Source organism: Salinispirillum marinum, assembly GCF_042650105.1.
Lineage (GTDB): Bacteria > Pseudomonadota > Gammaproteobacteria > Pseudomonadales > Natronospirillaceae > Salinispirillum > Salinispirillum marinum.
In genome coordinates, this window is record NZ_JBHSAL010000001.1 from 1,230,135 (window position 1) to 1,248,112 (window position 17,978).

The window sequence follows — 17,978 nt, forward strand, 5'->3', positions numbered from 1 at the left end:
TCATTCCTATGGTACTCCTTATCGACCAGCGCTGCGTTTAGTGGCGCGCAAGCGAGGATCTACCACAAAATAGAGCATATCCACGATGAAATTGATGATGACGAAGATCAGTGCAATCACCAGCAAATAGGCGGACATAAACGGAATATCCACAAACCGGATGGCATTGATAAACAGCAATCCGACGCCCGGCCACTGGAACACCGTTTCAGTGATGATGGCAAAGGCGATAATGGAACCCAACTGCAAGCCGGTGATGGTGATAACCGGCAACATGGTGTTTTTCAGCGCATGATGAAAATGGATAGAGCGCTGTTTCAAGCCACGGGCGCGGGCAAACTTAATGTAGTCCGTGCGCAGTACTTCGAGCATTTCAGCGCGCACTAGGCGCATGATCAGCGTCAGCTGGAACAGCCCCAGCGTAATGGCGGGTAAAATCAGCGACTGAATACCGGAGGCGGTTAAAAAGCCAGTGGTCCAGGAATCACCAATGGGCACCACGTCACCACGGCCAAACGAAGGCAGCCAGGACAGTTCTACCGCAAACACATAAATCAACAAAATACCGATCAAGAAGGTCGGTAGCGACACCCCAACCAGCGATGACGACATAATAAAATTACTCAGCCAACCGTTACGGTTCAAGGCGGTGTATACCCCGAGTCCAATACCCAAGCTCAGGGCAAACACCCCGGAAACAAAGGCTAATTCTAAGGTGGCAGGCAAGCGCTCCATGATCACTTCCGATACCGGGCGTGCCATGCGATAAGAAATACCAAATTCACCCTGTACGGCATTGCCGACAAAGCGCACAAATTGAAGAGGGATGGGGTCATTCAAGCCCAACCGCTCGCGCAGTTCTGCTCGATCTTGCTGGCTGGCTTCTTGACCAACCATATTGTTGATGGGATCACCCACAAATTGGAACAAACTGAAGGAAATGAAGGCCACGACCAGCATGACGATGACGGCTTGAATGATCCGTCGAATTAACATGGCGATCATTGGTCAATACCCTTATTCATGATCGTTTCTCATAACAAGAAGACAGACCGCAGTCTGTCTTCTCAGGTTACCGCTAACGCTGTGTTGAATTCATGGGTAGGAGCGCGGCCCACCGCGCGAATTCGGCCAGTGGGCTGGCCTCCTACCGCCGAAATCAACAGCGCCTTAATGGTTACTTATCAGTTAAAGCTCAAGTATTTCAGCATAGGCTGGTTTTGCGACTGTACATCAAAGTTGATGTCGGTACGCATCGCCCAGTTCAATACTTGGTGGTGAACCGGCAGGTAAACCACGTCTTCTTGTGCGAGATCCCAAGCCTGAGCGATGGCCGCATTACGCGCGTTCAGGTCGGTTTGCGTTGGCAATGAACGTGACAGACGGTCGAACTCAGCGTTAGACCAGCCGGTGAAGTTCCACGCACCCGTATTGGCCGTTTTCGTTTCCAACAGGAAGTCGAACACATAGTGCGAATCCAGTGTTGGAACAGACCAGCCCAGGATGTAGAAGTCCAGCACGCCTTGTTGCAGTTCAGCGAAGTGAATGCTGTTCGCACGGGCGTCCAAACGAACGGCGATACCGATTTGGCCCAGCATGCCGGTTACGGCTTGGCAGACGGCTTCATCGTTCACGTAACGGTCGTTTGTGCACGTCAGCGTGACTTGGAAGCCATTGGGGTAGCCTGCCTCAGCCAGTAATTGCCGTGCTTGAGCAACGTTAGTAACGGGTACGGTATCCAGTTCGGTGGTGTAACCGTTCACGAACGACGGTGCGATCATACCAGCAGGAGTTGACTGACCACGCATAACCACTTGCTGAATCGCTTGGCGGTTGATGGCAATGTTCATCGCTTGACGTACACGGATGTCCGCGAAGGGGTTTTCGCCTTTCACGTTCGACGTGCGCAGTTCACTGCGACCTTGATCCATACCAAACATGATGGTGCGGTTTTCCGGGCCTGTTGCCACAGAAATGTTAGCGGCATTGTTCAGACGCTGAATGTCCTGTACAGGAACGTCTTGCAGGAAGTCGATCTCACCCGACAGCAAGGCAGCAGCACGCGTGGCGGCGGACTGAATAGGCGTGTGTACGATACGTGAAATTTCCATTGGGAACATGTTACGGCCCCAATAGTTTTCGTTGCGTACCATTTCTGTGCGGACGTCCGGATCACGGCTGACCAAGCGGAAAGGCCCGGTACCGTTGGCATTACGTACCGCGAAGTTTTCTTCACCGGCTGAGTAGTCCTGCGGAATGGTTACATTGTTGGCTTCTGACCAGCCCTTGTCCATGATGAACAGGTTCGTCAGGTTGTTCGGCAACAGCGGGTTCGGGCCGCTGGTGCGCAGATGAACGGTGTAGTCATCCACCGCCGTGACTTCTACCACTGAACTGATCAGGGTGCGCATGTCCGAGTTTTCGTGCTGCGCACGTTGGAAGGAGAACACCACGTCTTCTGCGGTGAAGTCTTCACCACCGTGGAATTTCACGCCTTGGCGCAGTTTGAATTCCCACACGGTAGGGTCCGAAGGCAGGATACGCCACTCGGTCGCCAAGCCAGGTTGCATGGCAGAGTCCATATCCAAATACACCAGTGGGTTATACATCTGGTGCGCCACGGCATGGGTCATCCCGTGGTTCTGTGAATGGGGGTCAAACGTCAGAGAGTCACCGGCACTAGCCCAGCGCAACGTTTCAGCACTGGCCCCTGCGGCCAAAACAACAGACATCGCAACGCCTGTTGATACAGTACGGACAAACCTTTTCATGTTGGTTTCCTCAATATTAATGGGCTTACTCTCAACCCCAGCATGGAGCTTTGGCGGGTAAGCGATTCTTCTTTTTAGCTCAGTGTCAGAGCCTGTGATGCGGAGACCGTCTCTACACCCAGCCACACGTCACAGCAAACATTACGCCACAGTTGAACATCTGGTCAAACTAAAACGATGCAGTATGTACAAATAACGTTACGTTTGCGCTTGGTATGTAGGGTAAACACTGATTTATAGTTTTTGTCTCAGCAGATTAACACTGGCTAGGCTAGACAGGTCGGTCAAGAATTTCAAACGCTTTTGACGGTACACCGCGAATATGCCGGAATTTCGTTCATCAATGTGTACAGATTTTTGCACAGTAGCGGCATTAAGCGCCTGAATCCCGCTCATACAGCACGAAGGAATACGGGTAAGGGTTCGGACCTTCCGCCGTGAAATCCTCGCGCTGGCGCTCGGTAAATTGCGACCAGTCGACTTCGGGTGCCCAAGCATCACCCTCGACATCGGCATGGACGTGGGTGATGTAGAGTCGGTCGGCATCCGGCAGAGCAAGGGCATACAGCTGGGCACCGCCCATAACGATGATTTCGTCTTGCCCATCGATCAGCGCTTTGGCTTCTGCCTGAGCGTATGCGTCCGCCAACGTAGTTACACCGATGACGCCCGCTGGGAGCGCATCAGGTTGACGCGAAAGCACAATATTGGTGCGCCCCGGTAAGGGTCTGCCAATGGAATCGAAGGTTTTTCGCCCCATAATTACCGGTTTGCCGAAGGTCATGGCCTTAAAAAATTTTAAATCGTTGGGTAAATACCAAGGCAACGCATTGTTACGCCCAATAACGCCATTGGCGGCTTGTGCCCAAATTAACGCTTTCTGCATGGTCTTGCCCTTGTACTTTCGATTCAGGTTCTGGATTATACGCCGGTCACGAGTTTTATCTATTGGACCCAATTGTTATGCACCCAGTACCCAACGAGATTACCCAAGTCTATGCCCAAGCCGATGAGCTGTATTCCGCAGCCGATGTCAGCGCCGCCATAGACCGGATGGCAGAAGCCATCAACAGCACCATGGGTGATCGCAACCCGGTGGTCTATTCCGTCATGAACGGCGCCCTGGTACTGACCGGTCACTTGGTTACGCGACTCACGTTTCCTTTAGAAATCAGCTACTTGCATGCTACCCGTTATCGCAATGAAACCCACGGCAGCTCGCTCGACTGGCGGGCTTTCCCGATGCAGGATGTGAAAGACCGTAGCGTGTTAATTGTCGATGATATCTACGACGAAGGCGGCACCTTAGCGGCCATTGTCGACCATTGCCATGCGGCGGGTGCAGAAGAGGTGCGTGTTGCGGTATTGATCAACAAAATCCACGACCGCAAAGTCCGGCCGGATATGGCCATCGACTACATTGGCTTGGAATGTGTTGATCGCTATGTGTTCGGGTTCGGTATGGATTACAAAGGGTATTGGCGGAATGCGCCGGGGATCTATGCCGTTAAGGGCATGTAGTTAGGATAAAACCCCTTTTTCTCAAGCCAGCGTTGTTAAAAATTCCCTCGAATCGCTCACTTACCGGCAGTAAGCTCGGCTCATCTCGGATATTTTTGCCGCGCTGGCTTATCGCCTCTGGGGTTTTATGTGTTACGCATTCTCAAGCCAGCGTTGTTAAAGACGACATCGCATCGCGTAGGCGTGTTTGGTCACCAATTTGCCACAAAGCCTGTGCTATGCTGTTAAAAAGCATTTTTTAACAGGAATCACGCACCTGCATGAGCACTTTCAGCGCCGAACATTTTTTTAACCGTGAATTGAGTTTGTTGGCGTTTCATCGCCGTGTGTTGGCGCAAGCCATGGAAGAAAGTTTGCCTTTACTGGAGCGGTTGCGGTTTTTGTGTATTTCAGCGTCCAACATTGATGAATTCTTCGAAGTTCGGGTTGGCGGCTTGAAAGAGCGTTTGGAAGCCGGTATTCAAACGACCGGGCCAGACAATCTGGGGCCACAAGAGTTATTGGATATGATCAGTACGCGCGCCCATGCGCTGGTGACTGATCAATACGCTCTGTTGAACGACCACCTATTGCCTTTGCTGCATGGCGTGGGTTTGCATGTGCTCAAACGTGATGCTTGGACAAAACCGCAAACCGAATGGCTGCATGCGTATTTTGAAGACGAAATTCTGCCCCTGCTGTCACCCATGGGGCTCGACCCCGCGCACCCGTTTCCCCGCATTCTGAACAAAAGCCTAAACTTTATTGTGCAACTGGAAGGCAAAGATGCCTTTGGCCGGAACAGCGGTATGGCCATCGTGCCGGTACCGCGAGGCTTGCCCGATATGCTGCGTTTACCCAGCGAACTCATGCCCGAGGGCGGGCAGGGTGTGGTGTTTGTATCGTCTATCATCCATGCCTTCATCGACGATTTGTTTTACGGCATCACGCCAGTGGGCTGCTATCAATTTCGGGTGACACGTAACTCGGAATTGTTTGTGGACGAAGAAGAACAGGGCGATTTGCGCCGCGCGATTGAAGGCGAGTTGGTCTATCGCCAATACGGCGATGAAGTGCGCTTGGAAGTCGCGCAGAACTGCCCGGATGTCTTGGTGGCTTTCCTGCTGAAACAATTTGAAATGACGGCGGCTGACCTGTATCGGGTGGATGGCCCCGTCAATCTGAACCGCCTGAATCAACTGATTGATTTGGCCGAACGCAGCGACTTGGAATACCCGGCCTTTACCTCCAGCATGCCGCGTGCGGTGCAAAAGAAAGACAGTCTGTTTGAGGTGATCCGCAAGCAAGACATCTTATTGCACCATCCCTTTGATTCTTTCCGCACTGTCGTTGAATTTCTGCGCCAAGCCGCGAAAGATCCGCACGTACTGGCGATCAAACAAACCCTATACCGCACTGGCCCTAATTCGGTGATTGTGGATGCCTTGGTGGCTGCCGCCAAAGCGGGTAAAGAAGTCACCGTGGTGGTGGAACTGCGCGCGCGCTTTGACGAAGAAGCCAACGTAGCATTGTCAGCTAAGCTGCAAGATGTCGGTATCCATGTGGTGTATGGCGTGGTCGGCTATAAAACACACGCCAAAATGGTGCTGGTGGCGCGCCGCGAGAACGGCATATTGCGCAATTATGTGCACTTGGGTACGGGGAACTATCATGCCCGCACCAGCCGGATATACACCGATTATGGGTTGCTGACCGCGAATGAAGCGGTGGGTGATGATGTTTACCGCATCTTCTTGCAGCTCACCAGTTTGGGTAAGGTATCCAAAATGGAGCATTTGCTGCATGCGCCCTTTACCTTGCACAAAGGCATGATGAAGCGCATAGAGCAAGAAATCAGCAACGCGAAAGCCGGTAAGCCAGCGCGTATTGTGGCGAAGATGAACTCACTGTGGGAAGAGCATTTAACGCGCAAGTTGTATGAAGCATCGCAAGCCGGTGTGCAGATTGATCTGGTGATTCGCGGTATCTGCCAGATTCGTCCCGGCGTGCCCGGTGTATCAGAGAACATTCGGGTACGTTCGATTGTGGGGCGCTTTTTGGAGCACACACGGATTTTCATTTTCCACAATAATGGTGAACCCGAAGTTTGGGCGGCCAGTGCAGACTGGATGGAACGCAATATGTTCCACCGCGTCGAAACCGGTTTTCCGATTTTGCAGAAAAGGCTGAGAGAAAAAGTCATTCGGGAAATCGAGTACTATCTGAAAGACAATTGCCAAGCGTGGGAATTGCACAGTGACGGCGAATATTACCGTCATTCGCCCGCGGACGGGGAAGACCGCTTTTCGGCACAAGAACGCTTATTGGAAACGCTAACGCGGAGCCCGTAACCGTTCACTTATCGGGTCATTCGTGAATGACCCCTACGCCGATAGGACGCGTTGCAGGGGAGGGGTCACGACCCTCCCGCAAGTCGCTTTAATACGCCCCTTGCGCGTGCCTGCCGAATTTTAAGTCGATGGTGACGGGGCGTCTAGGCTTAACTCATAACCAATGGCAGCTAAATGCTGCGCTTCGGAGGCTAAATCGGCTTGCAACAGAGGCTGTTCGGCGAACCAGGGTGGCGCAAGATGCAGCGCGAGCTTTTTCTTTTGCGCACTTAAGGTGATGCGAATGTCGCTGTGGTCCGCTCTGGCCCGGTGCAGAATGACGGCCAAGCGAAGCAGCACGGACAATCGCTGAATGGCTTTATCGACGGTTTCTTTGTCTTTCTGTTCTTTGTACGTTTTAGCGGGAAATTTCTTCCGTTGGCTCAACACCAAAAACGCCAATATTTGTTGCTCTTGTTGCGAGAACCCCGCCATGTCGCTGTGTTCACAGATGTAAGCACTGTGTTTGTGAAAGTTGGCGTGCGCGATGTCCAAGCCGACTTCGAGTAAGTAGGCGCTCCAGCGCAGATAACGCCCGGCCTCTTCCGGGTTGAGGTCCCATTCTTGTTGCACTTGCTGCATTAACTCAAGGGCTGTGTTCGCCACTCGTTCGGCCTGTTCGGTATCGACATGAAAGCGCTGGGCAAGTTGACGCACACTGGTTTCACGAATGTCTTGGTTGCCATAGCGGCCCACTAAGTCGTACAGCAACCCTTCACGCAACGCCCCTTGAGAAGCTTCCATCGATTTCAGTTGTAAGCTCTCGAACAGAGCGCGTAATACAATCACGCCACCCAGAAACACCGGTTCACGGTCAGCGGAAAGCCCCGGCAAAGAAAGGCCCTCAACATTGCCATGTGCTTCATAGTGAGTGCAGATTTTTTCCAACCCTTCCAGGGTAATGCCATGGGTGCCCCAGCCATTGGCCTGACACACTTTAAACGCCGCCTTGATGGTGCCACTGGCACCCACTTCATGCTCCCACTGGAAGCGCTTGAGCGTGCGCAATATGGGCTCGATCTCTTGCCAACACGACATCAGTGCGGCTTGAATGGCTTTGCCAGTGACTTTGCCGTCGGGGAAAAACTGTCGAGTAATGGCGACACAGCCCATGCCGAGGCTGTCTTTGAAGTCGATGCTGAACTGTTTGCCAATGATGATTTCGGTGCTGCCACCGCCAATGTCGACCACCAGGCGATTGCCCGCTTGCCCGGCTAAACTGTGCGCTACGCCGTCGTAGATTAAACGCGCTTCTTCAGCGCCCGAGATGATTTCAATAGGATGCCCCAAGGCGTCTTCCGCTGCGCTCAAGAAAGCTTCTGTGTTGTTCGCCGAGCGTAAGGTTTTGGTGCCAACACAGCGTACAGAACCCGATGGCAAGTGGCTTAGGCGCTCACCAAAGCGGCGCAAACAGGCCAGCGCACGCTCTTTTGCCGCGTCATCCAAATCACCTTCGGGGGTTAGGCCAAACCCCAAACGGACAGATTCTTTGAGTCGATCAAGAATCCGCAGTTCACCGTCTTCCTGTCGAGCAACGACCATGTGAAACGAATTTGAGCCCAAATCAATGGCAGCAAATTCATTGGGCGTTTTACGAAATAATTCGCTGATGGTGAACATATTTTGGCCTGTGTTCGTAGGTGTTTAAGGAAGAGAGTACCTTTAATGTCTTAGGGTTGCGCAATGTTTTGAGCAGGGTAGCAAACCTTGATGACAGCATGAAGATAAAAACGATAACTGAGAGGGTTAACGATGCGAGTACTCATTACCGGAGGCAGTGGCTTTTTAGGCCAAGCACTGTGTCGAGATCTGTTACTACAAGGCCACAAGGTAGTGATTCACAGCCGCGAGCCGGAACGACAAAAGCGACGCCAGCCCGATTTGAACGTTGAGTGGGTGGCAACACTGCAGGACATACACGGCGATGTGGATGCCGTGATCAACCTTACCGGGGCTAACCTGTTTACCCTGCCTTGGACGGACAAGCGCAAAGCCACCTTGTGGCGCAGCCGGGTCGACCATACCCAAGCCTTGGTGGATTGGATGCTGCAGCGCCCTGTGCGCCCGCAGGTATTCTTGTCGGGTTCGGCAGTGGGTATCTATGGGGATGCGGGCGACACCACGCTGAATGAGCAAAGCCCAGCGGGCCAGGATTGGGCGGCTGAATTGGTGCAGGCGTGGGAGCGTGCGGCCTTGCAAGCAGAAACTGAGGGCATCCGCACGGTGTTGTTGCGTACAGGTCTGGTACTGGGTGAAGGTGGTTTGCTGCAACCGCTGCTGCCGTTGTTTCGTTTGGGCTTGGGTGGATCATTAGGGCGTGGGCAGTTTTGGTACAGTTGGATTCATCTGGACGACTGGGTAGCGGCTACCGTTGCGTTACTCGGAACACCCACAGCGCAAGGGCCTTATAACCTGACCGCTCCCCATCCGGTGCGCTATGCAGAGTTTGCACAAACGCTGGGGAAGACCTTGCATCGCCCGGTATGGCTGACACCACCGCAGTGGGCCTTGGGACTATTGCTGGGTCAGCGGGCACAGTTGATGTTGTCCAGCACGCGCGCCCTTCCGGAGCGCCTGAAGGCGGAGGGTTTTCATTGGCAGCATGAAACGGTTGCCGCTGCGTTGCTAGCGATCGTTGATGCTTGAGGTGCTTTAGATAGGGGTATTCGGTCGGGACGCTGGTCGAATAAGGCTTGCCTGTGGCATCATGTCGTCTGTTTAGAAACCGGCAAAGTTTAGGTGCTCATGGGGTTGTTTTGGCGCTGTAAAACAGTGTTTATGCTACTTTGCGTGGTAAGCGTGTTGGTCGGTTGTGGCCGCGCGGTAATCCCCTGTACGGATCCGACTGACAATCCGGAATGTCGAGCGACACTCGATGAAATCATGGCGCGTGCCCATGTGCCTGCAGTCAGTGTTGTGGTGCTACAAAACTTTCGCGTGGTTGAGCAGTGGGCGGTAGGAACCGCCAGTATGGATCTGAATCGGTCCATCAGTGTCACCACGCCGTTTCAAGCCGGGGACTTGAGTATGCCGGTGACGGCCTTGGGCGTTCTTGCCTGGCTGCAAGACTCGGGTGGCCATTTGGACCTGGTCGTCAATGAAGGGTTGGCCGACTGGCAGATTGCCGACCGCCGTGGTTGGTCGGGTAATGCCGTTACCCTACGGGATTTGCTGAGCCACCGGCATGGCTTAAGCCCCACCAGTTTCCGAGGCTATGCGGTGGGTGAAATGCCTCCGACATGGAGCGAGATGCTCACCGGACAAGGTGCGGCGAACTCGGCACCGGTATTACTTGCCAGCCAGCCGGGTGAAAATTGTGATTATTCAGCGGCGGGTTACGAAGTGCTGGCGTATTGGCTGGAACAGCAATCCGATTGGACCTTCGCCAGTTGGCAAAATATTGCGGTATTTACCCCACTTAACATTCCTGCCCGTTATCAATTGATCGGCTTGCCCTCGCCCGCCCTAGGCCATGATTGGCGCGGTAAAGTTATTCCCGGTGGATTCCGGCGTTATCATGAACATGCGGCGAAGGGGCTGTGGGCGACGCCAACTGACTTGGCTCGTATCGTGCTCGAAGTCATGGCGACCGTCCGTGGGCAAGGCCGAATTATCACCGACCCGGATCTGGTGAGCGCCTTGTTGAGTCCTCAAGGTTGCCGCTGGGGCCTGGGATGGTCGGTGGAGCGGCGTGGCTCGGAAACCGAATTTTCCCTACGTGGCAGCACCGCGGGATATCGTACCTTTGTGTTGGGACAAACGCGCAGTGGCAATGGAGTTGTGGTGATGGCGAATGGAGATCGGGGTGACCGGGTCATCGAGAAGGTGGTAGCGGCGGTACGGCGTGATTATGGTTGGTAACAGGCGGCTGGTAATTAAAAACTTCCTTTTCTCAATCTGACGTTTGTCGAACTTTATAGCTCTAAAAGAAACGTTACCGGCCCATCGTTCGTCAGAGATACCTGCATGTCGGCACCAAAACGGCCAGTGGCAACGGGTTGATGCAAGCGCTGTGCTTGCTGCACCAGATCGTTGAATAAGGTCTCCGCGAGGTCGGGGGCCGCCGCCGTGGAAAACCCCGGGCGATTGCCCTTCTTGGTTTCGGCCGCCAAGGTGAACTGCGAAACCAGTAACAAACCCCCACCGATATCCCGCAAGCTACAATTCATGCGGCCTTCCTGGTCGGGGAATACCCGGTAGTTCAGCAACCGTTCGAGCATACGCGCACTGATGCTTGGGGTGTCGGCAGGTTCAATGCCGACTAAGACCAACAACCCGGTGTCGATGGCGCCCACGGTATTGCCATCAACCACCACGGAGGCGTGCGTTACACGCTGCAATAAAGCTTTCACCGGGAGTGAGTTTCCTCAGTCTTCTTCATGCACACGAAACACCCGTTGCTCGTTATTACGCAGCTCAATGATGTGTTCGGGTGCGTGCATCAGTTCAAACATGTCTTCTTTCGGCAATCGCAGGTACTGCCCACGAATGGCCCGACTGGTCCACTGGTGCGTAACCGCCACGATAACGCCATGCTGGTTTTGCGCGGTTTCCATCCATTGGGCAACGCGGCTGCACAATACAGGGTAGCTTTCACCGTCCGGGTAGACGAAAAACCAGCGGTTCAGTTCGCGCTCGCGCCATTGCTCGGGGAACTGGTCGGCGATTTCCGCGTCGGTTAGGCCTTGCCAGCCGCCAAAGTCCATTTCTTGCAACAGCGGTGTGGTCTGAATGCGTTCATGGGCGATGCCCAATTCTTCGGCAATGATGGCCGCCGTGCGCCGCGACCGGCCCGCCGGACTGGTCACCAAGGTGATGCTTTTTTCACTTTCCAGCATGGTTTTTAACGTACGCCCCAGAGCACGCGACTGCGCTATGCCCTTTTCCGTGAGGGGTGAATCACCGCGCCCTTGGCGGCGCTGTTCTGCATTCCATACGGTTTCGCCATGGCGAACAAGATAAATCATAGTGGCACCTCTAGGGGCTACAAGGCTTAAGTGCCTTGCGGTCCAAAACTGTTGAATGTCGAGCCGGGCGTAAAATAATCAGGTCGATGCACCGCTCAACCGCTTTGTCTTTTACCATAAGCGAACCCCCTAAGCCAGCATGGAGCACGGTGGGTTAGTGGTTGAGGTACAGGGAAAGTCGATTTTTCAACCGTCGCCAGAGGGCTTTTTGGTCGTCACCGGGTCGGTGGCGTTGTGCTGCTTGCCAGTGTTCACCGCGCCATAAAAGACGCAGCAATAGGTCGTCGTCGGCATGTCGAAAGCCGTGTTGACGTGCCGCCCACCAAGCCACACAAACCCATGCGCGGACGCCTGTTATCGGCTGTTGGCTGGCGCACCAGTGCTGTACGCGTTGCTGAGCAACGGCATTCAGAGGTGGCGCAGGCAGATGATCGAGCAGCGCGAGCAGTATTGAATCATCTAAGCCCTGCCAGATGTCCGGCTGCAACAACCCTTGTTCGCAGAGCGCTTCCTGTGCGGTTTGACTCCAAGCGTTCACTTCAGGGCTTAAGGGGTTTATCCATAAGCCGGAACGCGCGCCGCTGGCGGCGTCGACGGTTTGTCCAATGCGAACCAAACGCCAAGCACCCGAGGCGGCCCAGAAGTCTATCAATTCGGGGGTCAGACCAAAGCTGGTAGCCACATAGTCATAACCCTGCTGTTGTGCGTGCGCGATGGTGGCGGAAACTAAGGCGTTTCCTCCACCCTGACGCTGTTGCCGGGGGTCTACCGCTAAGCGCCAAATGCGTTGCCCGCGCCAGTGTCCGGCGGTCAAATGACCTAATTGACCAATGATGCTTTGCTTGGCTTGTTGTTGCGCCGGTCGGCGTGTGCCTAACCAAACGGATTTGGCTAAGTCGTTGTCTATAGGGGGTTCTTCAAGGCTTAACAACAGACCACACAGGTTGTCGTTGTCTACCCAGGCGAGTGCGCGTACGGCCGCATCGTCCAGGGTTTGGCGTACGTCTTCCGGTCGGGTTTGGTAATGTGTTGCCCGCAATAAATGGCTCCACCGTGTTTGCCAGCGCGGAGCTAAAAGTTGTTCTGTGCTCCACCATTGCAGCGTTTTCTCGATGTCGCGGCTTTTGGGGGTAATGTCGTGCGTGCTGGTGTCCTGCAGGCTTATGTCTTGCAACAGGGCCGCGTTGACGAGTTGTTCAAGCGCGTCTGCCTCCGCCCAGCGCAAAGGACGATGCAGTGTGAGTTCTTTTGTTCCCCCACGTTGTTGACGTAGCCAGGGCAGAAACCGCAATCGAAACCCCTGCCCACTGCCTTCATAGCCGTCGGTGGTGCTGGCAAATACACGCCGCTTACCCTGTTTGGCCAGCCAGCGTAAGCGTGGCAAACCGAATGCAGCGGCTTCGTCGACCATCAGTATCGTATCGGGTGCCAAGCTGTCAGGTAAAGCATCCCACGCCAGAACGCTCGGTGGCGCATGGTCTGCATGGTGATGCTGCGCCAGTAAATCGGTCAGCTGTGTGCGTTGGTCGAGCAGCGGTGCGGTTAGAACGACCGGTTGATGGCGAGCCAGCGCGCTGGCGGCTTTGACCAGTGCTGTGCTTTTACCGCGCCCACGGGGTGCCGTGAATAAAATATGATGGGCGTGCTGCTCTGGCAGGCTAATCAATGCCTGAATGACGGCGGATTGCTCGGTGACTACGGGTGCGTTGGGGGGCAGGCCAGACCATGGTGCGGGCACCCATTCGGCGGGTGTCGGGGGCTGTTCCGGTGTCCGCCAGCGTACACTTGGGTGTCGTAAACACCGAACAACGTGCGCAAAAAATGGCGGAGGCTCGGTACATGCAAAGTCGGCATCCCACGCATAGACCTGTGGCCAGGCAGCTTCGTCGGCTAACAAAATGACCAAGATCCCGCCCGCTCTTATACAGCCGCTCAGGGCGCTGAGGTGGTTGGTGTTCCAGCCGCTTCGCCAGTCAAGGATGATGCTCTCGGCGCTGCATCCGAGTACACGCTGCACTTGCTTGGCCGGAATGGTTTGGTGGTCGGGCAAGCGCACGCCAACAGAAAGGCGTACATCTGGACCGACTGGCCGTGTTGGGCGCTGGGCAAGCTGGTGGGTTATCCAATCATCCGGCCCGCACAGGATCAGCAGTCGGCGCGGTGGAAAATCATCGGATAGCGTGGTCGAATGCATCATGAGCGATGAACGGATTGCCGCGTTAAGCACTTCGGTCGGGCACACCAAGGTCATGCGCCAAGTCATCGGTCGCCCGGATCAAGGCATCCGCCATGGCGGGGTCGTGCGCTGAATGACCAGCTTCGCGAATCACCTCAAGGCGCGCACCGGGCCACGCTTGTTTTAAGGCCCAGGCATTGTCCATGGGGCATATCATGTCGTAGCGACCGTGCACAATAATGGCCGGCAAATCAGCGATCTTGGGCATATCGCGCAACAGTTGGTTGTCATCGAGAAAGCACTGTTGCACGAAATAGTGTGCTGAAATACGCGCCATCGAAAGCGCGGTGTGCGGGTTGATGAAGCGCGCCACGGTTTTCGGGCTGGGTTTCAACGTGGCAATCAGCCCTTCCCAAGCGGCCCATGCTTTGGCAACTCGCAGTGCTTCGAGCTCGTCGGCACCGGTTAAGCGATGATAGTAGGTGTCGAGCAACGGGGTCTCGTAGTCGACCGCGGCACAAAATTTTTGCCAGTGTTCCGGGAAAATCCGCCCTGCACCGTTCTCATACAGCCAGGATAAATCCTCCGGGCGACCTAAAAAGATGCCGCGCAAGATGAACCCCAAAACCGCGGCGGGATGTGTTTGCCCGTACAACAACGCCAGTGTTGAACCCCACGAGCCGCCAAACAACACCCATTGTGTAATGCCTAGGTGCGCGCGCAGCGCTTCCAAGTCGGCCACTAAATGATGTGGCGTATTGTTTTCCAGTGCGCCATGCGGGGTAGAGCGCCCGCAACCGCGTTGGTCCAGTTGAATAATGCGGTACTGGCGGGGGTCGAAAAATCCACGGTCTTTGTCGGCGCTGCCCGCTCCGGGGCCGCCATGCAGAATGACGACCGGAATGCCGTCGCGGTTGCCACTTTCCGCAAACCAGATCTTGTGGCCTTCACCCACCGGTAGGTGGTCAGAATGGTAAGGCTGAATGTCAGGGTGGTAATAGCGCATGGTCAGACTCTACCTGAAGAACTGTTGTTAACATAGCCGCTTACGGGGTGCTGAGCCATGCTTTTTTGAGTTTGATCGCACATGTTTCAATGGCGAAGGTGTGCCCTGTATCACTTTTAACACAAGTAAATTTCGGAATGAATGTCGGTAAATCCCGGAATGATAGTAGGTGGTCAGCTTATTCACTTTTTTTGAAGCGGGCGTTCAGATACTTACAATTTCATACTGGGTGTAAGCCGTCATAATGTGCAGTAACTGAAAAGGGGAGACAGCATTATGGGCTTATTAGTTGACGGCCAATGGCACGACGAGTGGTACGACACCAGCAAAAGCGGCGGTAAATTCGTGCGCGAAGACGCGCAATTCCGTTCCTGGGTAACCGCTGACGGTAGCGCTGGTCCTACCGGCGATGCGGGCTTCAAAGCCGAATTCGGGCGTTATCACCTTTATGTTTCCATGGCTTGCCCGTGGGCGCATCGCACGCTGATTTTCCGCCACCTTAAAGGCTTGGACGAACACATCAGTGTATCCGCGGTGCACCCCGACATGCTGAGCAATGGTTGGGAATTCTCCGGCCCGGAACTGGATTCCAGCACCCCGGTGGGCGATGACCTGTTCGGCTACGATTTCTTGCATCAAGTGTATACCCGCACCCAAGCCGACTACAGCGGTCGCGTGACCGTGCCGGTGTTGTGGGATAAACAACGCAATACCATTGTCAGTAACGAGTCGGCGGAAATCATCCGCATGCTGAACAGCGCGTTCAACGACTTAACCGGCAACACCTTGGATTTCTACCCGGAAGCCTTGCGTGCCGAAATCGACCAGATCAATGAGCGGGTGTATCACACCGTCAATAACGGCGTGTACAAGTCCGGCTTTGCGACCACGCAAGCGGCCTATGAAGAAGCCTTTACCGCTTTGTTCGACAGTCTGGAATGGCTCGACGGTCTGCTGGGTGAACGCCGATACCTGGCGGGTGATCAGATCACCGAAGCAGACTGGCGGTTGTTTACAACGCTGGTGCGGTTCGATGCCGTGTACGTAGGCCACTTTAAGTGCAACCTGAAACGCATCGAAGACTACCCCAACCTGAGTGAGTACTTGCGTGAGCTGTATCAACAGCCAGGGGTAGCCGCCACAACGGATTTGACGCACATCAAGCGACATTACTACTACAGCCACGACACCATTAACCCGACGCGGGTGGTGCCTAAGGGGCCGAGCCTCCAGTTAGACCGGCCACACCGCCGCGCGTCCTAAGGGCGTTGTAGGGTGATCTTGTTCATCAAGCTTACCCCAATGTTGCGGTCGTAATAGGCCGCTTCGTTCACGAACGCTAAGTAGTGTGTGGCGTTTCCGGAGTACGGAATCACTTCGCCGGAAAAGGTCAGGAACAGGGGATCGCCAGGGTTGATCGGCTGGTAATCTTGATCTTGCACGCTGGGGTGCACCATGCCCCAGCGGCGGCCATCCGTGCTTTCGGGCAGTTTGATGGTGTCGACAAACTCAAAGGCTTCGTAAGAATCCGGCAAATCGAGGACATCGCCCCGGTTCGTGTGCTCGATGTAGTCCAAGGCATGCAGGGTGGCACGGCGGGTTAGATCGTAAACGTCGGCGCGCAGCAAACCTTGCGGTGTGGGGCCAACTTCGATCAATAAGCCATTGTGTCGCCCCAAGCTGGCAAGAAAATAATCATCCAACCGTTCCTTGGGTTCATAAAACAGTACCGTTTCTGGCATGTGGCTTTTGATATAAAACGCCATACCAATCAGAAAGGGTGAGTTTTCTGAAATGACCAGCGTCAGCCCCATATTGGCGGTTGTGGTGTGCAGATCAATCACAAAATCCACACGCGGGTCTTCTTTTGGCCCCAGCATGTGATTGATCGCTTTGGCACGGCTTTGCTCATAATTGGTCAGCGCCGTGTTGTTCAAGTCTTCCAGCGCGAATTGCCGGTTCAGATCCTGATCGACATAGCGCTTCATGATGCGATTGGCCTGCGGGTTGGCGATGTGCAGTTCGGTCGCAAAAGAGTTGCGCAGCACTTCGTCCGGGCTTTCCTGCCAATGTTGCACCAGATGCAAACCGGTGATTTCGTTACCGTGCGTACCGCCGACAATGGCGACGTGCTGGATGGTCATGATAGCTCTCTTGTTTAGGTAGTCGACTCAGATCGTCTTAACAATTTCGCGCAGAGGGCTGCGCTCCTACGATAGACCGCTGAACTTACTTCAGCAAACCGATTTCGCGCAAGCGCTCTTCTAAATATTCGTTGGCGGTGATCGGTGGATAGCGTTTTGGGTTCTCAGCAGTCACGCATTCCGGTAAAGCATCCAGCGAAGCATCGGGATTCGGGTGCAGAAAAAACGGAATGGAATACCGGCTTTCTTGCGCTGCCGCACCCGCCGGGTTCACCACGCGATGGGTGGTGCTGGGCAACACATGGTTACTCAGGCGTTGCAGCATATCGCCAATGTTCACAATGATGGTGCCGGGGATGATGGAGATGGGCACCCAGTCACCTTTTTGGCTCAACACTTCCAAGCCGCTTTGTCGCGATCCGACCAATAAGGTAATCAGGTTGATGTCTTCATGGGCGGCGGCGCGCACGCTCGGGGTGCCTTCATCCTGAACGGGCGGGTAATGCAAGGCGCGCAAAATGCTGTTGCCGCTGTCGACTTTGTCTTCGAAGTAGGTTTCTTCTTGGCCTAAATAGAGCGCGAGAGCACGCAATACCTGGCGTCCAAGTTGATCGAGGGCGTCATACAGCGCCAGCATGACCGGCTTGAATTCGGGTACTTCGCTGGGCCACGCGTTGGGTAACAGTTGTGGGTAGCGTGGCGTGCCTTCAACTTCGCGGCCGACATGCCAGAACTCTTTTAGGTCAACATGCTGGGCACCCTTCGCCACCTCAACCCCAAATGGCGTATAGCCGCGCGCACCGCCATAGGTGCTCTTGTAGCCAACCTTGGTGTCGGCTGGTAGAGCAAAAAATTGTTCCGCCACCGCCATGGCACGGGTGATTAATTCCGGGTCAATGCCATGGCCTGAAATACCGGCGAAACCCCATTCGGCATAGGTATCCCCCAACGCCTGCACAAAAGCGGAACGGTCGGTGGTGAAACGTTGGATATCAAGGGTTGGGATCTGTTGTGTCATAACCTG

Annotated in this window: 15 protein-coding genes; 5 read left to right on the plus strand and 10 right to left on the minus strand. The window is 54.6% G+C overall.

What is annotated here, in order from left to right:
• Nucleotides 1-18: 18 nt before the first annotated feature.
• The 3 genes from ACFOSD_RS05760 to ACFOSD_RS05770 all read right to left on the minus strand — a co-directional run bounded on the left by ACFOSD_RS05760 (nt 19) and on the right by ACFOSD_RS05770 (nt 3,657).
• Nucleotides 19-1,005, minus strand: coding sequence for an ABC transporter permease (locus ACFOSD_RS05760; RefSeq protein WP_380692650.1), 987 nt, complete (start codon nt 1,003-1,005; stop codon nt 19-21).
• Nucleotides 1,006-1,184: 179 nt separating this feature from the next.
• Nucleotides 1,185-2,771 (minus strand): ABC transporter substrate-binding protein, encoded by a 1,587-nt coding sequence (locus ACFOSD_RS05765; protein WP_380692648.1) that lies wholly within the window; start codon nt 2,769-2,771, stop codon nt 1,185-1,187.
• 373 nt (nt 2,772-3,144) lie between these two features.
• Nucleotides 3,145-3,657 carry a dihydrofolate reductase gene (locus ACFOSD_RS05770; RefSeq protein ID WP_380692647.1) on the minus strand — a complete coding sequence of 171 codons (513 nt, stop codon included), beginning with the start codon at nt 3,655-3,657 and terminating at the stop codon, nt 3,145-3,147.
• A 77-nt stretch (nt 3,658-3,734) separates the two neighbouring features.
• On the opposite strand from ACFOSD_RS05770, the gene ACFOSD_RS05775 reads away from it, so the two are divergent.
• The gene (locus ACFOSD_RS05775; protein ID WP_380692646.1) at nt 3,735-4,292 is read left to right on the plus strand and encodes a hypoxanthine-guanine phosphoribosyltransferase; all 558 of its coding nucleotides are present in this window, start codon (nt 3,735-3,737) and stop codon (nt 4,290-4,292) included.
• A 260-nt stretch (nt 4,293-4,552) separates the two neighbouring features.
• Nucleotides 4,553-6,622, plus strand: a complete 2,070-nt coding sequence (gene ppk1, locus ACFOSD_RS05780) for a polyphosphate kinase 1 (RefSeq protein ID WP_380692645.1) — start codon at nt 4,553-4,555, stop codon at nt 6,620-6,622.
• A gap of 120 nt (nt 6,623-6,742) precedes the next feature.
• On the opposite strand, the gene ppx is transcribed toward ppk1, so the two are convergent.
• The gene (ppx, locus tag ACFOSD_RS05785; RefSeq protein ID WP_380692643.1) at nt 6,743-8,281 is read right to left on the minus strand and encodes an exopolyphosphatase; all 1,539 of its coding nucleotides are present in this window, start codon (nt 8,279-8,281) and stop codon (nt 6,743-6,745) included.
• 132 nt (nt 8,282-8,413) lie between these two features.
• On the opposite strand from ppx, the gene ACFOSD_RS05790 reads away from it, so the two are divergent.
• The gene (locus ACFOSD_RS05790; RefSeq protein WP_380692642.1) at nt 8,414-9,307 is read left to right on the plus strand and encodes a TIGR01777 family oxidoreductase; all 894 of its coding nucleotides are present in this window, start codon (nt 8,414-8,416) and stop codon (nt 9,305-9,307) included.
• A gap of 144 nt (nt 9,308-9,451) precedes the next feature.
• Nucleotides 9,452-10,522 carry a serine hydrolase domain-containing protein gene (locus ACFOSD_RS05795; RefSeq protein ID WP_380692641.1) on the plus strand — a complete coding sequence of 357 codons (1,071 nt, stop codon included), beginning with the start codon at nt 9,452-9,454 and terminating at the stop codon, nt 10,520-10,522.
• Nucleotides 10,523-10,575: 53 nt separating this feature from the next.
• Here the strand turns inward: ACFOSD_RS05795 and dtd are convergent, their stop codons facing one another.
• The 4 genes from dtd to pip form a co-directional block, all read right to left on the minus strand.
• Nucleotides 10,576-11,013, minus strand: coding sequence for a D-aminoacyl-tRNA deacylase (dtd, locus tag ACFOSD_RS05800; RefSeq protein ID WP_380692640.1), 438 nt, complete (start codon nt 11,011-11,013; stop codon nt 10,576-10,578).
• A gap of 15 nt (nt 11,014-11,028) precedes the next feature.
• Nucleotides 11,029-11,628 carry a histidine phosphatase family protein gene (locus tag ACFOSD_RS05805; RefSeq protein ID WP_380692638.1) on the minus strand — a complete coding sequence of 200 codons (600 nt, stop codon included), beginning with the start codon at nt 11,626-11,628 and terminating at the stop codon, nt 11,029-11,031.
• Between the two features lie 154 nt (nt 11,629-11,782).
• The gene (locus ACFOSD_RS05810) at nt 11,783-13,891 is read right to left on the minus strand and encodes a GNAT family N-acetyltransferase (protein WP_380692637.1); all 2,109 of its coding nucleotides are present in this window, start codon (nt 13,889-13,891) and stop codon (nt 11,783-11,785) included.
• A complete protein-coding gene (pip, locus tag ACFOSD_RS05815; protein WP_380692635.1) occupies nt 13,848-14,810 on the minus strand; it encodes a prolyl aminopeptidase in 963 nt (320 codons plus the stop codon). The genes ACFOSD_RS05810 and pip overlap by 44 nt, the downstream gene beginning before the upstream one ends.
• Before the next feature lie 276 nt (nt 14,811-15,086).
• Between pip and ACFOSD_RS05820 the strand changes: the two genes are divergently transcribed.
• Complete coding sequence (locus ACFOSD_RS05820) at nt 15,087-16,073, plus strand: glutathione S-transferase family protein (protein ID WP_380692634.1); 987 nt, start codon at nt 15,087-15,089, stop codon at nt 16,071-16,073.
• On the opposite strand, the gene ACFOSD_RS05825 is transcribed toward ACFOSD_RS05820, so the two are convergent.
• Nucleotides 16,070-16,954 carry an aspartoacylase gene (locus ACFOSD_RS05825; protein ID WP_380692633.1) on the minus strand — a complete coding sequence of 295 codons (885 nt, stop codon included), beginning with the start codon at nt 16,952-16,954 and terminating at the stop codon, nt 16,070-16,072. The genes ACFOSD_RS05820 and ACFOSD_RS05825 overlap by 4 nt on opposite strands.
• An 85-nt stretch (nt 16,955-17,039) precedes the next feature.
• Nucleotides 17,040-17,972: an isopenicillin N synthase family dioxygenase gene (locus ACFOSD_RS05830; RefSeq protein ID WP_380692632.1), complete on the minus strand. Its 933-nt coding sequence runs from the start codon at nt 17,970-17,972 to the stop codon at nt 17,040-17,042.
• Between the last annotated feature and the right edge of the window lie 6 nt (nt 17,973-17,978).

What these genes read in the sequence shown, in the direction of transcription:
- ppk1 (WP_380692645.1), top strand. Translation starts at nt 4,553, where the DNA reads ATGAGCACTTTCAGCGCCGAACATTTTTTTAACCGTGAATTGAGTTTG.
- pip (WP_380692635.1), bottom strand. Translation starts at nt 14,810, where the DNA reads ATGCGCTATTACCACCCTGACATTCAGCCTTACCATTCTGACCACCTA.
- ACFOSD_RS05825 (WP_380692633.1), bottom strand. Translation starts at nt 16,954, where the DNA reads ATGACCATCCAGCACGTCGCCATTGTCGGCGGTACGCACGGTAACGAA.
- ACFOSD_RS05760 (WP_380692650.1), bottom strand. Translation starts at nt 1,005, where the DNA reads ATGATCGCCATGTTAATTCGACGGATCATTCAAGCCGTCATCGTCATG.
- ACFOSD_RS05775 (WP_380692646.1), top strand. Translation starts at nt 3,735, where the DNA reads ATGCACCCAGTACCCAACGAGATTACCCAAGTCTATGCCCAAGCCGAT.
- ACFOSD_RS05790 (WP_380692642.1), top strand. Translation starts at nt 8,414, where the DNA reads ATGCGAGTACTCATTACCGGAGGCAGTGGCTTTTTAGGCCAAGCACTG.
- ACFOSD_RS05810 (WP_380692637.1), bottom strand. Translation starts at nt 13,891, where the DNA reads ATGACTTGGCGCATGACCTTGGTGTGCCCGACCGAAGTGCTTAACGCG.
- ACFOSD_RS05820 (WP_380692634.1), top strand. Translation starts at nt 15,087, where the DNA reads ATGGGCTTATTAGTTGACGGCCAATGGCACGACGAGTGGTACGACACC.
- ACFOSD_RS05765 (WP_380692648.1), bottom strand. Translation starts at nt 2,771, where the DNA reads ATGAAAAGGTTTGTCCGTACTGTATCAACAGGCGTTGCGATGTCTGTT.
- ppx (WP_380692643.1), bottom strand. Translation starts at nt 8,281, where the DNA reads ATGTTCACCATCAGCGAATTATTTCGTAAAACGCCCAATGAATTTGCT.
- ACFOSD_RS05830 (WP_380692632.1), bottom strand. Translation starts at nt 17,972, where the DNA reads ATGACACAACAGATCCCAACCCTTGATATCCAACGTTTCACCACCGAC.
- ACFOSD_RS05805 (WP_380692638.1), bottom strand. Translation starts at nt 11,628, where the DNA reads ATGATTTATCTTGTTCGCCATGGCGAAACCGTATGGAATGCAGAACAG.
- ACFOSD_RS05770 (WP_380692647.1), bottom strand. Translation starts at nt 3,657, where the DNA reads ATGCAGAAAGCGTTAATTTGGGCACAAGCCGCCAATGGCGTTATTGGG.